Source organism: Mesorhizobium sp. WSM4830 (genome assembly GCF_055811495.1).
Genome location: NZ_JBVVQI010000003.1, coordinates 44062 through 66057 on the forward strand (window position 1 = coordinate 44062; position 21996 = coordinate 66057).

Annotated in this window: 25 protein-coding genes; 10 read left to right on the plus strand and 15 right to left on the minus strand. The window is 59.9% G+C overall.

Translation table 11 applies throughout. The features are described from left to right. Positions 1-199: 199 nt before the first annotated feature. The 7 genes from AC0L2Y_RS05060 to AC0L2Y_RS05090 form a co-directional block, all read right to left on the minus strand. Entirely contained in the window at positions 200-406 is a 207-nt protein-coding gene (locus AC0L2Y_RS05060) for a hypothetical protein (protein ID WP_473554285.1), read from the minus strand. Positions 407-648: 242 nt separating this feature from the next. Beyond that, positions 649-870, minus strand: coding sequence for a hypothetical protein (locus tag AC0L2Y_RS05065; protein WP_473554287.1), 222 nt, complete (start codon positions 868-870; stop codon positions 649-651). Positions 871-1171: 301 nt separating this feature from the next. Beyond that, the gene (locus AC0L2Y_RS05070) at positions 1172-1639 is read right to left on the minus strand and encodes a hypothetical protein (RefSeq protein WP_473554289.1); all 468 of its coding nucleotides are present in this window, start codon (positions 1637-1639) and stop codon (positions 1172-1174) included. Positions 1640-1937: 298 nt separating this feature from the next. Then, positions 1938-2165 carry a helix-turn-helix domain-containing protein gene (locus AC0L2Y_RS05075; RefSeq protein ID WP_473554292.1) on the minus strand — a complete coding sequence of 76 codons (228 nt, stop codon included), beginning with the start codon at positions 2163-2165 and terminating at the stop codon, positions 1938-1940. Beyond that, complete coding sequence (locus tag AC0L2Y_RS05080; protein WP_473554294.1) at positions 2162-2350, minus strand: hypothetical protein; 189 nt, start codon at positions 2348-2350, stop codon at positions 2162-2164. The genes AC0L2Y_RS05075 and AC0L2Y_RS05080 overlap by 4 nt, the downstream gene beginning before the upstream one ends. A gap of 213 nt (positions 2351-2563) precedes the next feature. After that, a complete protein-coding gene (locus tag AC0L2Y_RS05085) occupies positions 2564-3640 on the minus strand; it encodes an FAD-binding oxidoreductase (RefSeq protein ID WP_473554295.1) in 1077 nt (358 codons plus the stop codon). Positions 3641-3731: 91 nt separating this feature from the next. Next, positions 3732-4649 carry a LysR family transcriptional regulator gene (locus tag AC0L2Y_RS05090; RefSeq protein WP_473554298.1) on the minus strand — a complete coding sequence of 306 codons (918 nt, stop codon included), beginning with the start codon at positions 4647-4649 and terminating at the stop codon, positions 3732-3734. Between the two features lie 74 nt (positions 4650-4723). Here AC0L2Y_RS05090 and AC0L2Y_RS05095 point away from each other — a divergent pair, with 74 nt between their 5' ends. The 7 genes from AC0L2Y_RS05095 to AC0L2Y_RS05125 all read left to right on the plus strand — a co-directional run bounded on the left by AC0L2Y_RS05095 (position 4724) and on the right by AC0L2Y_RS05125 (position 12580). Continuing rightward, a complete protein-coding gene (locus AC0L2Y_RS05095) occupies positions 4724-5806 on the plus strand; it encodes an amidohydrolase family protein (protein ID WP_473554300.1) in 1083 nt (360 codons plus the stop codon). 11 nt (positions 5807-5817) lie between these two features. Then, positions 5818-6171 carry a Rieske (2Fe-2S) protein gene (locus AC0L2Y_RS05100; protein WP_292653661.1) on the plus strand — a complete coding sequence of 118 codons (354 nt, stop codon included), beginning with the start codon at positions 5818-5820 and terminating at the stop codon, positions 6169-6171. 113 nt (positions 6172-6284) lie between these two features. Continuing rightward, on the plus strand, positions 6285-7892 hold the full coding sequence (locus AC0L2Y_RS05105; RefSeq protein ID WP_473554303.1) for an ABC transporter substrate-binding protein: 1608 nt from the start codon (positions 6285-6287) through the stop codon (positions 7890-7892). Positions 7893-7986: 94 nt separating this feature from the next. Continuing rightward, the gene (locus AC0L2Y_RS05110; RefSeq protein WP_473554305.1) at positions 7987-9033 is read left to right on the plus strand and encodes an ABC transporter permease; all 1047 of its coding nucleotides are present in this window, start codon (positions 7987-7989) and stop codon (positions 9031-9033) included. Next, positions 9030-9914: an ABC transporter permease gene (locus AC0L2Y_RS05115; RefSeq protein ID WP_473554306.1), complete on the plus strand. Its 885-nt coding sequence runs from the start codon at positions 9030-9032 to the stop codon at positions 9912-9914. Before AC0L2Y_RS05110 ends, AC0L2Y_RS05115 begins: the two co-directional genes overlap by 4 nt. Then, complete coding sequence (locus tag AC0L2Y_RS05120) at positions 9904-11535, plus strand: ABC transporter ATP-binding protein (RefSeq protein ID WP_473554309.1); 1632 nt, start codon at positions 9904-9906, stop codon at positions 11533-11535. The genes AC0L2Y_RS05115 and AC0L2Y_RS05120 overlap by 11 nt, the downstream gene beginning before the upstream one ends. Before the next feature lie 187 nt (positions 11536-11722). Then, on the plus strand, positions 11723-12580 hold the full coding sequence (locus AC0L2Y_RS05125; protein WP_473554310.1) for a protein-L-isoaspartate O-methyltransferase family protein: 858 nt from the start codon (positions 11723-11725) through the stop codon (positions 12578-12580). Between the two features lie 87 nt (positions 12581-12667). On the opposite strand, the gene ftsH is transcribed toward AC0L2Y_RS05125, so the two are convergent. Then, positions 12668-14602, minus strand: coding sequence for an ATP-dependent zinc metalloprotease FtsH (gene ftsH / locus AC0L2Y_RS05130; RefSeq protein ID WP_473554312.1), 1935 nt, complete (start codon positions 14600-14602; stop codon positions 12668-12670). Positions 14603-14716: 114 nt separating this feature from the next. Beyond that, positions 14717-15499 carry a Crp/Fnr family transcriptional regulator gene (locus AC0L2Y_RS05135; RefSeq protein ID WP_473554315.1) on the minus strand — a complete coding sequence of 261 codons (783 nt, stop codon included), beginning with the start codon at positions 15497-15499 and terminating at the stop codon, positions 14717-14719. 202 nt (positions 15500-15701) lie between these two features. Between AC0L2Y_RS05135 and AC0L2Y_RS05140 the strand changes: the two genes are divergently transcribed. The 3 genes from AC0L2Y_RS05140 to AC0L2Y_RS05150 are packed head-to-tail and all read left to right on the plus strand — an operon-like array spanning position 15702 to position 18706. Continuing rightward, a complete protein-coding gene (locus AC0L2Y_RS05140) occupies positions 15702-16079 on the plus strand; it encodes a circadian clock KaiB family protein (protein WP_473554317.1) in 378 nt (125 codons plus the stop codon). A 19-nt stretch (positions 16080-16098) separates the two neighbouring features. Next, positions 16099-17562, plus strand: coding sequence for a circadian clock protein KaiC (gene kaiC, locus AC0L2Y_RS05145; RefSeq protein ID WP_473554318.1), 1464 nt, complete (start codon positions 16099-16101; stop codon positions 17560-17562). Position 17563: 1 nt separating this feature from the next. Further along, entirely contained in the window at positions 17564-18706 is a 1143-nt protein-coding gene (locus AC0L2Y_RS05150; protein ID WP_473554319.1) for a two-component system sensor histidine kinase NtrB, read from the plus strand. A 119-nt stretch (positions 18707-18825) separates the two neighbouring features. On the opposite strand, the gene AC0L2Y_RS05155 is transcribed toward AC0L2Y_RS05150, so the two are convergent. The 6 genes from AC0L2Y_RS05155 to AC0L2Y_RS05180 form a co-directional block, all read right to left on the minus strand. Then, positions 18826-19191 carry an SPW repeat protein gene (locus AC0L2Y_RS05155; protein ID WP_352709420.1) on the minus strand — a complete coding sequence of 122 codons (366 nt, stop codon included), beginning with the start codon at positions 19189-19191 and terminating at the stop codon, positions 18826-18828. Between the two features lie 26 nt (positions 19192-19217). Next, complete coding sequence (rpoZ, locus tag AC0L2Y_RS05160; protein WP_473554322.1) at positions 19218-19538, minus strand: DNA-directed RNA polymerase subunit omega; 321 nt, start codon at positions 19536-19538, stop codon at positions 19218-19220. Between the two features lie 9 nt (positions 19539-19547). Further along, a complete protein-coding gene (locus AC0L2Y_RS05165) occupies positions 19548-20291 on the minus strand; it encodes an NADH dehydrogenase ubiquinone Fe-S protein 4 (protein ID WP_473554324.1) in 744 nt (247 codons plus the stop codon). A 69-nt stretch (positions 20292-20360) separates the two neighbouring features. Further along, entirely contained in the window at positions 20361-20855 is a 495-nt protein-coding gene (locus AC0L2Y_RS05170; protein ID WP_473554326.1) for an Hsp20/alpha crystallin family protein, read from the minus strand. Between the two features lie 74 nt (positions 20856-20929). Next, complete coding sequence (locus AC0L2Y_RS05175; RefSeq protein WP_352490774.1) at positions 20930-21400, minus strand: Hsp20 family protein; 471 nt, start codon at positions 21398-21400, stop codon at positions 20930-20932. 258 nt (positions 21401-21658) lie between these two features. Then, a complete protein-coding gene (locus tag AC0L2Y_RS05180) occupies positions 21659-21913 on the minus strand; it encodes a hypothetical protein (RefSeq protein ID WP_473554329.1) in 255 nt (84 codons plus the stop codon). Positions 21914-21996: the final 83 nt, after the last annotated feature.

A 21996-nucleotide genomic window follows, 5' to 3' on the forward strand; every position in this document is an offset into this window, starting at 1 on the left:
CGCGCAAGTACATCGTCGTCTGGAAAAAAGGCGACGACGGGACGTGGGCCTGCATCGGGACATCTGGAATTTAGGTGCGGCCCAATTGGAATCTCGCGCGGCAGCGTTCAAGCCGTTTCCTTGAACGGCAGAGCATCGCGCGCCAAACTTCGCCGCTGCAAGGAGCGTACCGATGGGTCACCAAGAACGGGTGCTGCCGCTAACTGCGCGGTTTGGCCTTCGGTTCTGGCGAGCTTTCCGACGGGTTTGCAGTCAATTTTTTCGCAGATGGCCGATCTTTTACCCACAGAGACTTTTTTCTTGCCAGCATATCGTCGCGATCGCCTTCAGCGGTAGCTCGGCTATGCATCGCAGCAATGGCATAGTCGGCCCTATTCGTTCGATAGTCTTCCTTCTGCACCTTCATCGTTTGCTCCCAATTTACTGCCCCTCTTTGGTCAGGACCAACCGGGCAATTAACTGCCGGTGCATCACGCGAGTCAATCGATTAAAGATGCACTCCGCGGTCGCGCCTACATGTCGTTATGCTTGCGCGAGAAGGCTGGAGCCGCGGGCCGGTTAGGCTGGAGATTCTCAAGCTCCGAAGGAATTGCATCTAAAAATCCAAGCGTTCGAGGCGGCTATTTCGCCGTGAGGAAGACCGCTAAATTAATTGCGCCAGCGCTGCTTGAATTCATCGACAAACCATCGTTCCACGTCATCGCGCACTGGAGTGCTATTCCGGAATTTCAGGTGACCAGGAGACTTCTGCTCAAGCCACGAAAAGACGTCGGAAAAATTTGGATTCTCAGGCGCATGAGGAAGTCCGCGCAGCTCGGCCCATTTCGTACAGAAATAGCGAACGGCCTGTTCTGCCTCATCCATGGTCATGAGGGATGATTACACGCGATCCCACGAACGCAAGTACCTTGCTACACGGCTTCTAATTATCGGCAACGACTGTGAAGTAGGCCACGACAGCTAATCCCCCAGAGACTGGGAGCCAATCGAGAGCAGCATGGAGACCGGCCTTGTAGGCGCTCGGACGGCGACCTCTCGACGCCGGCTCGCGTCTCCCGCCGCGGGCAACATCGCCGTCGAGGCCTTCCAGGGCGAGAGCCAGTTGGTCGGGTTCGGGGCCCTCTCTCGCTTTCACCCTGCAGATGCCATGTTTCTGCAGCTTGATCTGGCTTTAGCAGCCTTCCGCCCTTAGGGATCGCACCATTCGCATCACGACGGGATCGTACGCGATTTTTTCGGATCTGCTGTAGTTCATTGTAAAGAGCGCCGCACGGTCATTGCAGATCGCAATGACGCGTACATAGCGGATTTCCCCGTCCCTGAGGCCGGAATAACTGGCCCACGTCGGCTTAACGCGCCGATAGGTCACTTTCCAGCCCGCCTGTTCGTCCTCGACAATTCGATGCTCTATCTCGGCGCGGAAACTGGCCTTTCCGAGCCTTGCCCCCCAAACAGCAAGAAAGGCCTCGTCTTTGCCCTGAAAAGCTGCCCCCTGATCGGAACGCTGAGTTAGAACAAAGCCAGGGGGCACATCGAATACAAAGCCAAACTGCTTGATGCCGAAGGGCTGCCACTCTTGCGCACAAAGAAGCGTGGTGGAAAATAACAACGAGACGAAGCTAAGCAGCAACCGGAACATGGCGTTTAATTAGGGTCGAGTAATATACCGTCTATACCCTGCCGGCTTCAGGTCGCACTTTTTTGCCAGGCGACCCAGGGCAAGCTGTCGCAGTCGTAGACACCGGCGGTGTTCACCCTTCCCAAAGTCTTTCGCAGTCTTTCGCGGATATGGGCTGGGCAGTTAAGCCTGTCAATCGGCGCCGACCTTTGACCGCTGATCGGTGTCCAATATTTTGCACGCCGAAACACACACTACCTGAGATACTCGCCATCGAATCCGGCCACCATTTCGACCAGCTTCTTCCGGTTGATCACTTCTACATGGCCTGACTTGAAAGAGACGAGATCGGATGGCCTGACTTGAAAGAGACGAGATCGGCCTTACGGAGCTCCCTTAACGTTCGGTTGACGTGAACCGCGGTCATTCCGAGGATGTCGGCTAGTTCATGCTGGGCAAGGAGACACGCATATCTTCCACGGGCCGACAGCCCAACCATGGAGAGCCTCTCCTCCAACTCGAGCAGGGAATGGGCGGTGCGCCTCATCGCGTTCCGCCGCCCGTATTTATGAGATGTTCGGCAAGGATGGCGTTCAGGCGCGCCAGGGAGCAGGCGATCTTCGTCCCGATTTGGCCTTCCGACAGGATGGCCTCGGCCAGTTCTTTACTGGAAATTTCAAAAACAGCGAGTTCGGTTATGGACGCCAGCCACGCAAGACGGGGTCCGTCCAAGCCACGGAAACCGAAAGGCGGGTTGGCCCACTGTCCTCGTCTGTTCGAATGAGGTAAACTGCCGTTAACCTAGAGTGTTCAGGGGCGGTCAAGTCTCCGGGTAAGGCCGGCTAACAGGCTCCGAAACGCCAAACACTTTGCGACGCAGTAGTACGGCTTGGTTGTGCAACGCAAGGCTGATCCGATTTCGTCCCGCGGTGCGGTATGTGACAATCAGAGATCAAGAAAAACGTCGCCTTGGGGGCGGCTGCAGCACGCCAGGACGTAGCCTGCCGATTTGTCTTCCGATGTCAGCCCACCCAAGTCATCCATGACAACTTCGCCGGACAGCTTGGCGATCCGGCACGTCCCGCAAATTCCTTGCTGGCAAGCGGTGGGGACGTAAACGCCACATTGGCGCGCAGCTTCCAGCAGGGTCTCTCCGGTCGCGCAGTGATGCATAGTGCCTGAGCGGGCGAAGCGGACCGAAGACGAAACCTTTGAATCCGATACCGAGGGCGAAACGTTGCCGCCTCCGAAGCTCTCCTCATGATACTGCGAAGGGGCGAGGCCGATCGCGCCGAGGCAGCCGCGCGCTGCCTTCATGTAGGATTCCGGCCCACAGGCAAAAACCGTGCGGCTGTGGAGATCGGGAACCAAGGTCAGGAGCATCTCACTGTTAATTCGCCCGGTTGGACCTGTCCATACCTGGTCTTTCTGACTGCAAATGCAAGTCACTTGAACATTGGGAAAGCGAGCGGCAAGTGCGTCCAGTTCGAGCCGAAAGATTATGTCGTCCGGCGTTCTCGCACTGTGAATGAAGCGGATATCCTGGTCGGCTGCGCGGTCGGTAAATGCGCGCAGCATCGACATGACGGGAGTTATCCCGCTGCCACCCGAAAGGAAAAGGGACTTTCCGTGCGGCAGATCGTCGAGATTGAACGAGCCGAGCGGCCCTTCGATCTCGATCCCATCACCCGGCTTCAAATTGTCATGGAGCCAATTCGAAACGAGCCCGCCCGGCGTCCGTTTCACGGTGATCTGCAGGTCGAGCGGCCGCGTCGGTGGTGACGAAACAGAGTAGGAGCGCGTCACCGCGGCCCCCTCGATGCTCAGGTGCACCACAACATATTGGCCAGCGCTGAAGCAGAACATCCGATCTGAAGCGGCTGTGAGAACGAATGTTTTCACATCGTGCGTTTCGTCGATCACGCGCCGGCAGAGCACAAGTTGCGGGGTGGTCTGTGCCCACTGCCGGTGAAGCCTTGTTGAGGCGAAGCCGAGGGTTCCTAAGGCCGCGTGTGCGTTCATCATTCAACTCGGGTTTGAAGTCGAGCCAAGATGTCACTTAAAAACGCGCTGAACAGCCGCGCAATCCTACCTTTATGATCGGCAATTTCGATTAAACTTCCAGTGACATTACGGCGACCTGGAGAGCTCGGATGCCTTTGCGAATAATGGGTTCGTGTTTGCGGCGAGCAAGTATCGCGGTGTGGACTGGCTGGTGCAGCGTCGGCGCTCCCTCGACGAGGAACGATGGGAGCTCGGCAGTGAACCTGCGCGCATCGTCGCTGCGCATGTAGCAGGTGCCGCCCGTTCGCCGCAGCATGATCTCTGCCAGAGTTTCCGATCCCGTTGAAAGCCGGCAGATCGCCAACTGGGCCAGCAGCTCTGCGTGCGTCTTTTCGAGCACGGCGGTGTAGCCCGGACGAATGTAGGTTTCAGGGTCGACGTCGGACAGCGTTCTGGCAGCCGTCGAAACCATCACATATTCCTCGACCATCAGATGTTCGTAGGCGATCTCAGGCAGGTAACGAGGCGCATAAAGCACGGCGATATCCAGATTTCCCATGCTTAGATCGCTGACCATCTGGTTCGAATAATCCGACTCGACATGGATCGAGGATTTGGGAAGCGCCTGGCACAGTGTCTCGACCCATCCCGGCAGGACCGAACGAGTCATGCCCACTTGTGCGGCGATGCGCAACGTGCCCTCGAAACGATTGAACGCTCGCACGTCGTGGCGAGCTTGCGACCACGTCGACAGCAGGGATCTGGCGTAGGCTTCGAACCGCCGCCCTGCGGCTGTCGGCTCAGCACCGGCACGCCCGCGCTGAAAGAGCTCCGACCCGATCGCACTCTCCAGATTCTTGATGCGGGTGCTGATCGTCGACTGGGTCAATCCCAACCGATCGGCCGTGCGATTGAAGTTTCGCGACTCGATGATGTCGAGAAAGGTTTCGATGTGATCTAGCTGCACGGGACACCCCGATCGAAAAAGTCGATCATATTGCGCAGGATCATAAGCTTGATCAAACAATACTCAAGGCGGAAGCTGCACGCGGTGAAATCGGCCGGCAGATCGACCAGGCTGAAGCTACGGAGCTGATCAACGTGTTCATAGTCGACTGCGATTGTCACAATTACTGGTCAAGCGCGACCGTATTGGAGCCTTACCTTTCCGGCCTATGGAAGGACATGTTCGTCGAAGGCGAGAAGACAGGTCCCGTTGGCGCCTTCCCGCATGGCCATCGTCCCTGGTTTCATCCGCAGGACTTCTCCCGCAAGGACGTCCGTCCGAAAACAGAAGCCGACAACTATCTCATCATGAAGGAGAAGCACCTCGACAAGTACAAGGTCGATGTGGCGATCCTGACCGGCGACGAGCCGATCGAGGCTTCCACCCTCGCTAATCCCTATTATGCCAGCGCCCTAGTCAGCGCCTACAATGACTACCAGATCGACCAGTGGCTTCCGAAGGACGATCGCTTCATGGGCTCGATCATCATCGCGCCACAGGATCCGAAGCTCGCGGCCGCCGAGATACGTCGCCTGGGCAGTCATCCCCGCATGGTTCAGGTTCTTGCCTCGCAAGGCTCCGTCAAGCCCTATGGCGATCCGCTTTACCATCCGATCTATGAGGCTTGCGCCGAGGTGGGGCTACCCTTTGCCATTCATCTGGGCGGCCATGGCGGCGTGAATTCGACCGCGATTGCTCCGGCCCCGACGACATTCTTCTGGGAGACCCATGCCATCCTGCACATGTCGGCGATTTCGCATGTCGCAAGCATGATTGCGCATGGCGTCTTCGAAAAATGGCCGGACCTCTACTTCGTCGTCATCGAGTGCGGCGTCGCCTGGGTGCCGTCGGTACTGTGGCGCCTTGACGCCGATTACAAAGCCCTACGCAAAGAGACGCCATGGCTGAAGATGCTGCCGTCGGAATACTGCCGGCGCAACATCCGCTTTTCCACGCAGCCGCTGGAGCAGCCCGCAAATATCCAGCATCTCTGGTCCACTCTCGAGGCGATGGACGGCGAAAATACGCTGATGTTTGCCTCTGACTATCCGCATTGGGATTACGACGATGCCAACACGCTGCAAATCCCTCCTGCCTGGAAGAGCAAGATCATGGGGTTGAATGCGCTGGAGGTCTACAAGCGCATCCCCCGCGCGCAAGCGGCGAATGCCGCCTGAGGAGGCAGACGATGCCCGAGAAAACATACATCTGCAGAGTCGACGAGATCGAAACCGGATCTCCCTTCATCGCCAAGATCCGCAGCCTTTCGGTCGGGGTTTTTCGCATCGGAGATTCGTTCCACGCGCTGCTGAATGTTTGTCCGCACCGTGGCGCTCCGCTTTGCGAGGGGCCGCAATGCGGAACAACTGCACCGGTCGAAGAGGCGCAATTCATCTATCACCGCGAAAACGAGATCGTGCGCTGCGCCTGGCATGGCTGGGAATTCGACATCAAATCAGGCGCGGCCCTGGTCGATCCGTCCGTTCGCGCGCGCACATTTCCAGTCACCGTCGAGGCGGGCAGCATCTATGTGACGGCCTGATCGAGGTGCGGATTTGAGCAGTCAGAAGAAAGGATAATCGCGGCTGACGAGCAGATTTCTTCACAGGGTGCGTGACGAACAATAACGCGGAAAATCCGCAATGGGAGAGTCAAATGTCAGAATCTGAATACAAGCTTGGTATCGCTCAAACCCTGATTGGCCGCGGCAAGATTTCCCGTCGCGACTTCATTCATCTTGGGCTAGCCGCTGGGCTGACTGTCACCGCTGCAGACAAGCTCTTCGTCAGTACGGCCCGGGCCGAACCGCTGCAGGGCGGCTTCGCCAAGCTCGGCATGGCACATGGCGCAACGACGGATTCGATCGATCCGGCCGGTTACCTGGACACCTTCACACAGACAGCGTTCTCGGGCTCGATGTCCAACAGCCTTACCGAGGTCGATGCGAAAGGCAACGTCCAACCGGACCTTGCCGAGAGCTTTGAATCGTCTGATGGCGCCAAAACCTGGGTCTTCAAGCTGCGCAAGGGCGCAACCTTCCACAACGGCAAGAATGTGACGGCGGACGACGTCGTGACTTCGCTGCGCTATCATATGGGCGACGAAACTAAGTCGGCGGCGAAGCCGCTGCTTGAGCCCGTCGCCAGCATCAAGGCGGATGGCTCCGAAACGGTTGTCTTCACGCTGAAAAGCGGCAACGCCGATTTCCCCTACATCATGAGTGACTACCATCTGGTCATCATGCCGGCCAAGGACGGCAAGGCGGATTGGGGATCGGGCGTTCGCACCGGCGCTTTCGTGCTTGAGAATTTCCAGCCCGGCGTTTCGGCCAAACTCAAGCGCAATCCGAACTACTTCAAGAACGGCAAACCCTATCTCGACGAGGTGGAGTTCATCGCCATCACCGATCTCGCCGCTCGCATGGCCGCGTTATCGACAGGGGAGGTGGACTATATTGGCCGCGCCGACCTCAAGACTCTCGGCATGTTGAAACGCAACCCCAAGGTGGAGATCGTCGAGGTCACCGGCTATGGCCACTATACCTTGCCGATGAATGTCACGATGGCGCCGTTCGATAATCCGGACGTCCGAATGGCTTTGAAATGGGCGATCAACCGTCAGGAGATCGTCGACAAGATCTTTCTCGGCCACGCCACTGTGGCCAACGACAACCCGATCGCGCCGGCGATCAAATTCGCCACGAACCCGCAGCCGCAACACAGTTTCGATCCGGAGAAGGCCAAGCATTATCTGAAAAAGGCTGGAATGGAGAAACTGAAGGTGGACCTCTCGGTCGCCGATGCCGCTTTTGCAGGCGCGGTGGATGCGGCTGCGCTGATCCGCGAGACGGCAGCCCAGTGCGGCATCGACGTGAACGTGGTGCGCGAGGCCGAGGACGCCTATTGGGACAATGTCTGGCTCAAGAAACCCTGGTGCGCTTCCTATTGGAGCGGTCGGGCGACGGCGGACTGGATGTTCACGCAAGCCTTCGCCGCGGAATCCAGCTGGAACGAGTCGTTCTGGAAGAATCCCCGCTTCAACGAGTTGCTTGTCCAGGCGCGCGCCGAGACGGACGAGGCCAAGCGGGCGGCAATGTATGCCGAGATGCAGCAACTGACGCATGATGATGGCGGCAGCATCGTGCTGGTCTTCAATAATTTCGTCAGCGCCAAATCCAATAAGCTCGCACATGGCGAAGTGGCGCCGAACTGGGAGAACGATGGATTGAAGATGGCCGAACGCTGGTGGATCGCCACTGCGTGAGAGTGCGGGCCGGACCCGCGATGGTCACTGGGCTCCGGCTTGCAGCCGCGTGCCCTGCCGGCAGGGCAGCGACGGCAACAGGAAACGCGTCCAAATGAACCCCGTCGCAAGAACGGTCCTGCAGCGCCTTGGCCTCGGCCTCGTCACACTGTTCATCGTCTCCATCATTATCTTCTCTGCGATTGCAATGCTGCCGGGCGACTTCGCCAAGGCGATGCTCGGACAATCCGCAACACCCGAAACGGTCGCCGCCTTCCAGCGAGAAATTGGCATCGACCGTCCGCCTGTCGAGCGCTACTTCGTCTGGGTCGGGCAGATGCTCCACGGTGATTTCGGCTCTTCCTTCGCGAGCCGCACCGGATATCGGCGCACCGTCGCCGAGATCATCGCGCCGCGCCTCTATAATACGATGTTCCTCGCATCGATGACTGCGCTGATCGCAGTTCCGCTGGCCCTGGGACTGGGCATCCTCGCTGCGCTCTACCGCAATGGCTGGTTCGACCGGCTGGTGAACGCAGTGACGCTGACAACCATTTCGTTCCCGGAGTTTTTCGTCGCCTATATGCTTGCCTACCTGGTCATCTCGCGCGACACATTCATCGGATCCGAGTTCGCACAATCCCTGCCGCACTGGCTCGCAGTGTCACTGAACTGGATACTCAACGCAGTTCCCAAATTCCCGACATTGTCCAACGTGAACGACCAGACGCCGTTCTGGGACCACGTCTGGAAAGTAGCCTTGCCGGCGACCACGCTTACGCTGGTCATCGTGGCACACATGATGCGCATGACACGAGCGGCGATCATCAACATGCTCGCAAGCCCCTATATCGACATGGCGCGTCTCAAGGGAATGTCGCCCATGGCGATCGTGCTCAGGCATGCCTTGCCCAACGCATGGGCTCCGATCGTCACGGTGGTGGCGTTCAATCTTGCTTATCTCGTCGTCGGAGTGGTCGTGGTCGAAGTGGTGTTCGTCTATCCCGGCATCGGTCAGCTGATGGTCGACGCGGTCAAATCAAGGGATGTTCCGGTTGTCCAGGCTTGCGCCCTGATTTTCGCGGCGACCTATATCCTCCTCAATCTGACAGCCGACATCATTTCCATCGCCACCAATCCCAGGCTCTTGCATCCACGATGACCAGCTACGAGCCCATCGCTCAGGTTCACAGGCTGAGGCGCTCGCGCGCCACCCGGGTCAAAACGGCACTGAAGAAGGCACCGTTCAGTGCCTGGTTCGGCATGCTCGTGATCATCGGCTATGTCATCGTTGCGGTCTTCGCGCACTGGATCGCCCCATACGGCGAAACGCAGGTCTTCAGCGAAGCCTTCGCACCGTGGAGCCAAGAGTTCAAATTGGGAACCGACCAGCTCGGCCGCGATATGCTCACGCGCTTGATTTACGGTGCGCGCAACACCATCGGTATCGCCATCGCGACCACACTGCTGTCCTTCGCGGTTGGCGTCTCGCTCGGCCTTCTCGCTGCATTGTATAGGGGATGGCTCGACCAGATACTATCGCGTGCGGTGGACGTGTTGATGTCGATCCCAAGCCTGATCTTCGCCCTGGTGCTGCTCTCGATCTTTGGCTCGTCGATCACCAGCCTGATAATCATCATTGCGCTGCTCGATTCTACCCGTGTCTTTCGGCTCGCACGCGCCGTCGGGCTTAATGTGGCAGTGATGGAATATGTGGAAGTGGCGCGATTGCGCGGCGAAGGCCCGAAATGGATCATCGCCAAGGAAATCCTTCCCAACGTGATGCCGCCGCTGGTCGCGGAGTTCGGCCTGCGATTTTGCTTCGTATTTCTCACAATCGCGGCACTGTCCTTCCTGGGCGTCGGTATTCAGCCGCCGACCGCCGATTGGGGATCGATGGTGCGTGAGAATGCGACCCTGATCACCTACGGCGATGTCACGCCGCTGCTGCCGGCCGGCGCGATTGCCCTCCTCACGGTCTCCGTGAATTTCGTCGTGGACTGGTTCCTGCACGCAACAAGCGGGTTGCGCGATGAAAGGTAGCGATCCGGCCTCGCGCGAAAAAGGCAAGGATCTGCTTCAGATCCGCAATCTGCATGTGGAGGGTTTCTCGGACGAGCGATGGCATCCCATCGTCCGCGGGGTCGATCTGGCGCTGAAGCGGGGGGAGGTTCTTGGCTTGATCGGCGAGTCAGGCGCCGGCAAATCCACCATTGGCCTCGCCGCGATGGGTTACGCCAAGCCGGGCTGCCGTATTACTCAGGGCTCGATCCTGTTCGACGGGATCGATCTTCTGGCACTAAGCGAAACAGGGCGGCGTCGCCTCAGAGGCTCCCGTATCGCCTATGTTGCGCAAAGCGCCGCAGCCTCTTTCAATCCGGCCCACCGACTCCTCGATCAGACTGTCGAAACTGTGGTGGCGCATGGGATTGCCAGTCGAGAGAAAGCGAACCGCAGTGCGGTCGATCTTTATCGTCGTCTTCAGCTTCCAGATCCGGAGACCATCGGCTTTCGCTATCCACATCAGGTATCCGGCGGACAGTTGCAACGGGCAATGACCGCGATGGCGATGGCTTGCCGCCCGGACCTCATCGTTTTCGATGAGCCAACGACGGCGCTCGATGTGACGACACAGGTCGAAGTTCTCGCCTCCATTCGCAACATCGTGGAGGAATTCAACACCGCTGCAATCTATGTGACGCATGATCTGGCGGTGGTGGCGCAAATGGCGGACCGAATCATGGTTTTGCGCCATGGACAAACCGTGGAGGAGGCAGAAACGCGCCAGATGCTCGCCTCGCCCAGGCAGGAATATACCAAAACGCTCTGGGCCGTACGCAAGCTCGCCAAGCCCGAAGTTCCGGCCGATGAATATCTGCTTACGATAGACAACGTCACGGCGGCCTACGGCCGGGCGGTTAAGGTGCTCCAGGATGTCTCCATCAAAGTTCCACGTGGAAGAACAGTGGCTGTGGTCGGCGAATCCGGTTCCGGGAAATCGACGCTCGCTCGGGTTGTTACCGGCCTGCTGCCCCCGCTTTCGGGGTCGATTTCCTTTGCCGGCCAGGCCCTTTCCAAGACCCTGAAGACGCGCACAAAAGAGATCCTGCGCCGCATACAGATGATTTATCAAATGCCCGACAACGCGCTAAATCCGCGCCAGACGGTCGAAGAAGTCATAGCTCGGCCGCTTGAATTCTATCTTGGCCTCAAGGGTGCGCAGCGGGATCGGCGGATCGGCGAACTCATGCACATGGTCGAGATGAGCGACACTTATCTTGACCGTCTGCCGGCCGAACTGTCGGGGGGCCAGAAGCAGCGCGTTTGCATCGCCCGAGCGTTGGCCGCCGATCCGGAACTCATCATCTGCGACGAAATCACGTCCGCGCTCGACCAGATTGTGCAGGAAGAAATCCTGAAGCTCTTAATGCGGCTTCAGCGCGAGCTCGGCATGAGCTACATTTTCATCACCCATGACATTGCCACCGTGCGAGCGATCGCCGACGAAATTGTGGTCATGCACCAGGGTAAAGTCGTTGAGCAGGGATTGAAGAGCGAAATTCTCACGCCCCCGCATGCCCCGTATACCGAGCGGCTTTTGTCCTCCGTGCCCGAAATGGATCCGGACTGGCTGACAAGGCTGCTTGCCAGCCGGAGGATGTGATCGTCGGCCAGAGTGTTCTTCCATATCGCCACGGTTTACAGTCTCGCAGTAGGCGCTCGGCGAAACCGCGCTCGATCGCAAACGGACAGCGCGCATCGCCCCGTCCATACGAGGATAGGCGCCCTTTGCCGTCCCTCGGTTTTCTGAGAGCATGATGGAGTACGCGCAATCCGGGAGCCGATATTCTATGCCAACAGAAATCGATGCTAGTGAAGCGCGCCGGTGGTTTGCCGAAGACCTGCGTGTCGCATCACCCGTCTTGCACAACCCTGCGGTCATCGAGGCCTTCGCAAAGGTTCCGCGCGAACAGTATCTTGGCGACGGGCCATGGCGTATCCATTCGAGATTGCAAATCGGGGCGGTCCATACCAGCCCTTCAGCCGCACTTCATGAGATTTATCACGACGTTCTGGTCTTGCTTGACGAAAAACGCGGACTAAACAGCGGCTTGCCGTCGCTTTGGGCATTGGTTTTCGACCATCTGAACATCGCTCCCGGCCAGACTGTCCTTCAGGTGGGCGTCGGTGTCGGCTATTTCACCGCCATCCTCGCTGAACTGACGGGTTCAGAAGGACGCGTGATTGGCTATGAGATCGACGAAGAACTAGCTCGGCGCGCGCAAAGCAACCTTGCTCATTATGCCCATGTCGAAGTGGTGTCCGGTGATGCAACGCAGGCGGTTGATCTGCCAGACCTCGATGTCGTGATCGCTTTTGCCGGAGTGACGCACGTGCCGGAACGGTGGCTTTCAAATTTGTCCGATGCTGGCCGGATGGCATTGCCGTTCACAGGTGAAGACCGACGAGGTTTCATGATGCTTCTGGAAAGGGCTGGCGATACGTTTCCCGTGCGATCACTGGTGCCATGCGGGTTTTACCCCTGCAGCGGAGCCCGGCGCAGTGACGAAGAAAAGGCCTTGATGGTCGCCCTCAAGGCTGCGCGAGGCAAGGTCACCCGTCTCGCCCAATATCACCGAGGGCGACCAAAAAATGGCCTCGAGAACGCTTGGTTGGTGACCGACACATACTGGATTTCGAAAGCCTAGAGATCGATGTCGATCTCGCGTGTCGCCGTAGTAGCGTGCGGCACGGCGTTCCACGAAGGATCTATACCAGCGGGCGCAGTCCGGAACTCATTGCGTCCCGAATTTCCCCGATCCGCGCGTGGGGATTGCAGCCGCGGTCCTGGCCGGCTGCAGCGCAGGCTTTCTCTTGTCCGACGATTGACTAGACCTATCCCGTACAGCGCGATCTGCCGCCGAGACATCTCCGACCAGCGACGCAAGTTCAGTCTCATCGAGCGTCTCGGTCTCGAGCAGCCTGCGTGCCGCCCTTTCCAGCACCTCGCGCCGCTCGGTGAGCAGGCTGACGGTTCGTTCGAACGCGGCCTCCACAATGTCGCGCACTTCCGCGTCGATGGCATCGGCGGCGGCTTCGCCATAATCGTGCTCGCGCGGTCCGCCGGCGAGCGGGTTGGGGCTCAGGAAGGAGCGTGGGTCCTTTTCCAGCGCCACGTGCCCGAGTTTTGCCGACATGCCGTAACGCGTCACCATAGCGCGCGCTATGTCGGTTACCTTGGCGAGATCATCGGCGGCTCCGGTGGACAGATGGCCGAATACGATCCATTCGGCCGCCCTGCCGCCGAGCAGCACTGCCATCTTGTTGTCCAGCTCCTCGCGTGTCATCAGGAAGCGGTCCTCGGTCGGACGCTGGATAGTGTAGCCGAGCGCGCCGACGCCGCGTGGTATGATCGACACCTTGTGCACCGGGTCGACGCCAGGCAGCGCCATGGCTACCAGCGCATGACCCATTTCATGGTAAGCGACGATCTCGCGCTCCTTCGGGTTCAGGAGCCGATTGCGCTTCTCAAGTCCCGCGACGATGCGCTCCACCGCATTGTTGAAATCGTCCATCGTTACAGCATCCGCCTTGCGGCGCGTGGCGAGCAACGTCGCCTCGTTCACGAGATTTGCCAGGTCAGCACCGGTGAAACCGGGCGTCAGCGCCGCCACTTTTTCCGCATCGACATCCGTCGCCAGCTTGGCCTTGCTCATGTGAACCTGCAGGATCTTGATGCGACCCTGCTTGTCGGGCCGGTCGACCAATACCTGGCGGTCGAAACGGCCGGCGCGCAGAAGTGCCGGGTCAAGGATTTCAGGACGGTTCGTCGCCGCCAGCAGCACGACGCCGATCTGTGGATCGAAACCGTCGAGTTCGACCAGAAGCTGGTTGAGCGTCTGCTCCTTTTCGTCGTGGCCGCCGACCGTGGTCCCGCGGGCGCGGCCAAGCGCGTCGAGCTCGTCAATGAATATGATGGCGGGAGCCTTGGACCGTGCCTGCTCGAAAAGATCGCGCACGCGCGCGGCCCCGACCCCCACGAACATCTCGACGAACTCCGAACCGGAGATCGAGAAGAACGGAACCTTGGCTTCGCCCGCGACGGCCTTGGCGAGCAGGGTCTTGCCCGTGCCCGGCGGTCCGACCAGCAGCACGCCTTTGGGCATGCGTCCTCCGAGGCGGCCGTATTCGCCCGGGTTCTTGAGAAAATCCACAATCTCCTGCAGCTCGGCCTTGGCCTCGTCGACCCCCGCCACATCGTCGAACGTCACCCCGGTATTGGCTTCGACATAGATTCTGGCCTTGCTTCTGCCAATTTGCATCAAACCGCCGACGCCGCCGTTCATGCGTCTTAGAAGCAGCATCCACAGGCCAAAGAAGACGAGCACCGGCACAACCCAGGAGAGCAGGTCGCTCAGCAAGGTGCTTTCGACCTGGCCAGTCACCGTGACACCGTGTTCCTGCAGGTCACGGGCGAGGTTCGGCTCGACGCGTGTGGTGATGAACAGCGGCCTGCCGTCCTGCGGCTCCTTGAAGCGGCCCTGGATGAAGCGGTCCGAAACCTGCACCTCGGCGATTTTGCCGGCGTTCAGCAAGGTCTCGAACTGACTGTACGGTATCTGGGCGACGTGCTGCGTCGTGGCATAGATGTACTGGACAACAATCACGCCCACGAACGCCGCGATCCAGTACCAGATATTGAACTGCGTCTTTCTGTTGCTCATGTCCATGGCGGCCTCCACAGGAAACCGGATATAGGTCGCCCAGCCCGCGCGGCATCGGTGTAGGCAGGGTCCGGCGCAAAAAAGTGGAGGCCCAGACCAGCCAGCGACGATAATGGTCAGTCATTGTCCTTTCCTGTGCGGCATGCCTGGCGAACCCTTCATGCCGTTTTCCTCCGCCGGATAGACCCCCTTCAGAACTTCGTTGAAATGGCGGCTGACGGCCGCATTGCACTCGCAGGCGAGCGAGCGCAGTCCTTCTGGACTGCGTACCGCAAGCCGGGAGCGCCGGGTTTCGATGACGCCGCGCTGCCGCAGGTCGCGAATGACCCGGCTCAGATAGGAGCGGCCTACTCCCAGCATTGTTGCAAGCTGTTCCTGTGTCACCGCAAGGTTTTCGGCTCCCGTCCGTTCTGTCGCGGCCAGCAGCCATCTTGCCGTGCGCTGTTCGATCGAATGCGCTGCGCTGCAGGCGACGGATTGGAATACTTGCGCCATCAGGCAATCAGCATAGCGGGCAAACAGGTGACGCAATGTCAAGGAACGCAATTTGGCCTCCTCGAGATGGTGCAGGTCGATCCTGAAGAATGAACCGCCAAGTTGAACTTCGGCCCGTGCATAGGCCGGAAGTCTGCCTTGGCTGACGATGCCGCCGACCGCTCCTTCACGTCCGATGAGCGCAGTCTCGATCGCTCGCCCGTCGCTCAGCACGACGCGGTAGGAGACCAGGGCCGATCCGCGCGGGAAGTAGGCGTAACGGACTGCATCGCCTGGCTCGTGCAGCAAGGTCCCGGCGGACGCCGACCATTGTTCGAGCCTCCGTTGCAGGATCTCCCAGTCGTCGGCTCTGAGAGCCCGAAGCAGGTTGTTTCCGATCGGGTCTGATCGTCTTCGAGGGTTCTCCATCGCACTCCTCTTCCCAAATGGCGGCATTTACAACGACCGGCGCGGCGAAATGTTCACAAGTGCGCAGACGAGGCGGGCGCCGCTATCTACAAATTGCACAGGGGCGCTGATCCAGGCCTCACCGAGCGCGAGCCGCGGGTGCATCGGCTTCCAGGCAGACCGACAGCTGCTCAGGGAAGAAAAATGCCGGCGACTGGATTCCGTGGCGTGGCGCCTCGTGCACGCCGAAAACTGCAACTCCCTGCAGCAAGGCGTAAACATGAGCGTCAGTCATCGGTCCAATCCAGGGGCCAACGGCCTGCTTCGCCTGTATGTCGCCGGCGATGCGCCGGGCGCCCGTCGGGCGCTGGAAAGCCGTCGGAGGATAGTAGAGGAGTTGGCCGGCGGTATCGAAATCCAGGTCGTCGACGTCCTCGCGCATCCTGAAGAGGCGGAAAGGGCCGGCATTCTAGCGACGCCGACGCTCTCGGATGAGTCAACCACCCCTCCACGCCGGCTGATTGGCGACATCAGCAACATCGCTCAGGTTCTCGACTATTTCGGTTATCGCAGGAAGGACAGTGGCCATGACCACAGCTGAAGAGATCCTCATCGATCCCGTGCTCGAACGGGTCAGGACCGGTATCGAGGCTTTCGACGATCTTGTGATGGGCGGCCTGCCGCGCGGGCGCACCACCATCGTCGGTGGCACGCCCGGGAGTGGCAAGACTGTATTTGCAACGCAGTTTCTGGCCCACGGCATCACCATGCTCGACGAGCCCGGCGTCTTCGTCACGTTCGAGGAATCGCCGGTCGAGATCGAGGTCAACATGGCCAGCTTCGGCTGGGACATCCGCCGTTGGCGGGAGATCAACAAGCTGGTCTTCGTCGACGCCAGCCCGCGTGACCACGACCAGATGATTATCGGCAATTTCGATTTGTCAGGCTTGCTGACGCGTGTCTTGCACGCTGCGCGAAACGCCGCGGCGAAGCGCATCGTGCTGGATTCCGTGACCCAGCTCTTCGACCACTTCGTGGCGGAGCAGACGTCGGTGCGTCGGGAGCTCCTTCGCATCGCGACAGCGCTAAAGAGGGAAGGTTTGACGGTGCTGATGACCGCCGAACGCAACAGCGAGTATGGCGAGATCTCCCGCCATCGGATCGAGGAGTTCGTTGCCGACAACGTCGTGATCCTACGCAATGCGCTCGAGCGCGAGCGGCGCAGACGCACGATCGAAGTTCTCAAGATGCGGGGCAGCCGCCACGTCGAGGGCGAGGTGCCGATCACCCTTGTGGTGAAGCAAGGCATAGTGGCGGTGCCATTGTCTTCATTGCGGCTCGAGCAGCAATCCAGCACGAAGCGGGTGACTAGCGGCAATCGGGAACTCGACATGATGTGTGGCGGTGGATTCTTCCGCGACAGCATCACCCTCGTCAGCGGTGCGACGGGGACCGGAAAGACGCTGCTGGTGACAAACTTTCTGGCAGGCGGCGCGGCGGCTGGCGAACGTGCCTTGCTGGTAGGCTACGAAGAGAGCCGCGGCCAGCTGTTTCGCAATGCGCGCGGCTGGGGCGTCGATTTCGAGGCTATGGAGGCGGATGGGCGGCTGAAGGTCGTTTGCATTTACCCGGAAGCGCAGAACTTGCCGGACCACCTGTTGATGATCCGCGAACTCGTTGAGGAGTTCAAACCTGACCGGATCGCCATTGACAGCCTGTCGGCATTGGAACGGATCGCGCCAGAGACCGGTTTCCGGGAATTCCTGATCAGTCTCACTTCCTTCATCAAGAAACACGAGATCGCTGGCCTTTGCACAGCCACCAACAAGTCGCTCGTCGGCGGCCAGAGTGCCAGCGAACAACATATTTCAACCCTCACGGACTCGATCATCCTGTTGCGGTACATCCAGGAAGGAGATTTCATGCATCGCGGGATCATGGTGCTGAAAATGCGCGGCAGCGAGCATGACAAGCAGATTCGACGCTTCACAATCGACGGCGCTGGCATGCATCTCGGTCAGCCCTTCCACGGCGCACCCGACGTGTTCGGCGAGTCCTCCGCGTCCCGGCGTGAGGAGCGTTGAGATGGCGCGCGGCGCAGCCGAAATCTCCGACCAATACGGCGACGCAAGTCTGACGGGCATCAGCCAGCTCGACTTTCGACGGCTGATCGAAACCACAGCCGACGGGGTTCTGGTCGTCGATCTGTCGGGAACGGTGCTTTATGCAAATCCGGCGGCGGCCACCATTTTCGGCTATCCGGCTGCCGATCTCGTCCACATTCCTCTCGGACGGCCAGTCATGTCGGGTGAAACCAGGGAGATCACCGTCCACAGACCCATTCGAGCACCAGCCCAAGTGGAAATGCGGACGGTTGAGCTTAGCTGGGACGGTAGGCCGGCACTTCTGGCCAGTCTTCGCGACGTCTCCGCGCAACGCGCGCAGCAGGAGCGTCGACGTCAATCGCAAAAGCTCGAAGCGATCGGCCGGCTCGCTGCCGGGATCGTTCACGACATCAACAATCTGCTCGCGGTGTTCGAATCGGGGCTGCGACTGCTTCAGAAGCAGCTGCGCGAAGATCCTGCCAATCCGAACACGGCGATGCTGATCGAAGAGTTGCTCAAACGAACGCAAAACGGCGGTGCGCTGACGCAGCAATTGCTCGCGTTCTCTCGCGGACAGTCGCTGTATCCGGAGACAATCGACCTGAATGGACGTATCGAATCCGTCACGATGCTGCTGGAGCGGACGCTGGGGAACGAGATCAGCATCAGGCTTGAGCTGGATCCGGCACTTGGCCCCGTCGTTGTCGATGCCAATCAGCTCGACGTCGCCATCCTGAACCTGGCTGTGAATGCCAAGGACGCGATGGCCGGCCGGGGCACGCTGGCGATCGAGACCAGCGATACTCCCGGCGACATCGAAGACGTGCCCGCTCCGGCTGCCTCTTTTGTTCGGGTCACGGTCAGCGATACGGGGTGCGGGATGAGCAAGGAGGTCCTGGCCTACGTGTTTGAGCCGTTCTTTACGACCAAGGCCGATGGCCGGGGAACCGGACTTGGGCTTAGCCAGGTTTACGGCTTCATCAAGCAGTCCGGGGGGCATGTTAGGATCGAGAGTGCGGTCGGCGAGGGAACAAGCGTTCATCTCTTTCTTCCCCGCTCGCCAAGCACAGGAAATGACGAGGTGCAAATGCAGGCCGAGATCCGGCTCAACACACGTCGGTGAAAAAGCGGCCTATGTTTCGGCTGCCGATTTGCCTGGCCGCAACGCCTACAACGGCAGACCGCATCCGTGGCGTTTGAGAAAAAGCGGGCCCGGAGATCCGGGCCCGCCAGAGATGCTGGTCAGGCCGTTGAAAGCGGACGGTCGCCGAAGAACCAGAGGCTTCCGGCAGCCAAGGCCGCCACGATGACACCCACGACCACATGTACCCACATAGCCGTTGCCAGGGCCGAAAAACCGAGGGCCCAGGGCGAGATCAGCGTCCACAGCCCAACCACCAGGTTTGCCCATTCCTCATAGGCATGGAAAGCAACCAGCGCACCCACGGCGATCAGGGCAATCGCCGCGCCGGCGATCCAGGCGTTCCAGGCCGCGTAGGTTTCAGCCGCAAACCCGAGATACCAAGGCGACAGTACCAGCGCTATGCCGGCGATCACATTGACTATATCGATCACCGGACGTTTTTCAGTTTTCAGCCATTTCTCCATTGTTCATCCTCCTTTCCTGACATTGGTCAGTGTACCGCCCTCCGAGCGAAGGCGGGTGCGGCGGCTAAGGATTGCCCTTCGCCACCGCGAAGCTTTCTTCGTTGGCCGGGCCGAACCCGGCCATCGCGCGCAACCGTACCGGCCAGAACGAAGGGCTTGACCTCGTCGGGCTGGAAGCGGTTGCCGGCGATCTCGCGCAGGGCAAGTTCGACGGGCGCCGTCACTTCCTCGGTCAGGCGAGGCTCAGCACCCCGGCTGAGCGCACGAGCCCGTCCCGCCGCGGCGACGGCCAGTGCGAAACGGTTCGGCACCGTATTTTCACAATCGAACACGATCAGCGGATCCATGACGCCACCTCACATTGCCTTCCGCTTCTGTTCAGGGATGGAAACGGCCAGGTTCGCTGCCGTAGCTGACTCCAGCGCGAGCAGGGCCAGTTCCACTTCGTCGAGCCGTGTCGGACGCGCGTTTTCAGGCATCCCCTCGGCTGTCGCGAGATCGACCAGATACTCGTTCCAGGCCCAGTTGCGCAGGATGGCGCGCTTCTCGTCGGCTGTCAGAAGAGGATCGACGACCACGTCCATCGGCGATGCATAAAGCGCCTCCGGGTCCGTCAGCGCCGGTCCATAATGTGGCGCCTGCGAAACCCCGCCGTGGCTGCTCTGCAGCAAGGCCAACTTGAGGCGGTTCCAGACAACGTCTTCGCCGGCCTGCAGCCGCTTTTCCGCATCGCAAGATTCGACACTGGACTCTTCGGCCCCCGGGCTTCCTTGAACCGTATAGGCAAGCCCCTGGCGTTCGGCATAGTCGATGGCCGCCTGAGCCGTCGGAAAATCGAGCTCCACCTGGGTCAGCGTGTCACCGCTTGCGGTGTAGCCCATCAGCGGTTCGATGACCGGCGCAGTACGCCGCTCGAACACCAGCCGCCAGCCTTTCGGCCGCGCACGGCCCGAGGTCATGACCGAGCGGCAAGGTTTGTAGATCCGCGCGACCGCATCGCGGGGGAACTCGGATCTGCCGAACGACGGCGCTCGCCCGCGGTTGTCGTTTGCCGGTTCGAGATTTTCTACGACTGGTGTGACTTCTCTTTCCTGCATCATTCATCCCTCCCATTTTGGCGAAGGATGCGCCCGAGGCGGCGGCCTGCCGCCTCCGGCTTGCTCCATGCGTCAGTGGGTGATCGGGATGCGCTTCACCTTCGACTGCGCGTTCGGGTTCTTCGGCAGCGTCAGGGTCAGGACGCCATTGGCAAAGGACGCCTTGACCTTGTCGTCCTCGACCTCGTAGCCGAGGGGTATGCGCCGCTCGAAGCGACCGTAGAAGCGCTCGGAGTAGCCCTTCTCGTCGGTCTCCGACCGCTTTTCGCCACGCAGGGTCAGCACGTCTTCGTCGAGCAGGACTTCGATGTCCTTCTCTTCCATACCGGGGACCTCGGCGGTGACACGAAGCTCATTATCCGACTCCGAAATCTCCACCTTCGGCCAGCCGCTATCGAAAGGCGAAATCTGCCCCATAGTAGGCAAGCGCGTCTCGAAGCTCCTCAACATATCGTCAAAGAGCCTGTTTACCTCGCGGTGAAGCGAAAGGAAGGGATCGCCACCGCTATAGATGCTCGGGGCCTGGTTGTTGTTGCGGCCCCACGGGATAAGGTCACGCATGTTCATCTTCATTCACCTCCATGTTCAACCGCGCGGCACCGGCGAATGCCGGTGCCTGTCGCTTCTGATTCACTCTGACCTCAGGCTGCGTTCTTTTCGGCTTCGATCTGCCGCGGTGCTGTCTTTGCCGTGCTGCCGGCGATGGCGATCCGGCGCGGTTTCATCTCTTCGGGAAGCTCGCGCTTGAGATCGATGTTCAGCAGCCCGTTGTCCAGGCTGGCGCCGACGACCTTCACATGGTCGGCCAGTTCGAACTGACGCTCGAAGGCGCGCCCGGCAATGCCGCGATAGAGATACTGGCCGTTATCGTCGCCAGGTTGCGACCCGCTCACAACCAGCAGGTTAGGCTGATGAGTGATGGTCAGCTGATCCTGCGGGAAGCCGGCGACCGCCATGGTGATGCGATAGGCGTCTTCACCAGTCTTGGCGATGTCATAAGGCGGCCAATTGTCTATCGCAGTGACACGGCTCGCGTTTTCCAGCATGTTGAAAATGCGGTCGAAGCCGATGCTGGACCGGAACAGGGGGGTAAAATCGAGGTTTGTCCTCATAGCCACATCCTCCTTTGAGCAACATGGATACAAGAAGCGCCAAGAGCGCCTTGACACCTCCTGGACTTACGCCGGCCCCATCTGGCGACCGGCGATTAGTTATTTATAACAGTGCGTTACGCGTTCAAGAGGGGCCATGGAAAAATTTTCAGGCGTGATCCAGACGTGTAGACGAATGGGCGGGTGAACGCATTCGGCGGTTGCCGCTGGCGAGTTCCTCGCCAGCGGATCGGGCCCCGGGGAGGGGCGGCATTTCGCTCAAAGTCGATCGACCGATGCTGTGAAACCGGCGATCGCGATGCTGTCGACCTCACGACCGCGACCGGCGCCGGGAAGCTTCTCCAATTGATCCAATTGGCGCAACGCGTCCATGATGGCATCGAAGCTGACCGGTTCGGTGACTCCCGGCGGCATGCGCAGCGCCGGCACCGATTCCACCGCACAGGCATCCGATGCCCATGACGAAAGGATCGCACGCTTCTCCTGGACGTCCAGCGTCACGTCGGTCAGCACGTCCTGAGGTCGCTCGAAATGCCGTGCCGGATGGAGCAACCGGTCAAGAAAAACATCAGGGCTCTCGGGCCCGATCGGGGGAA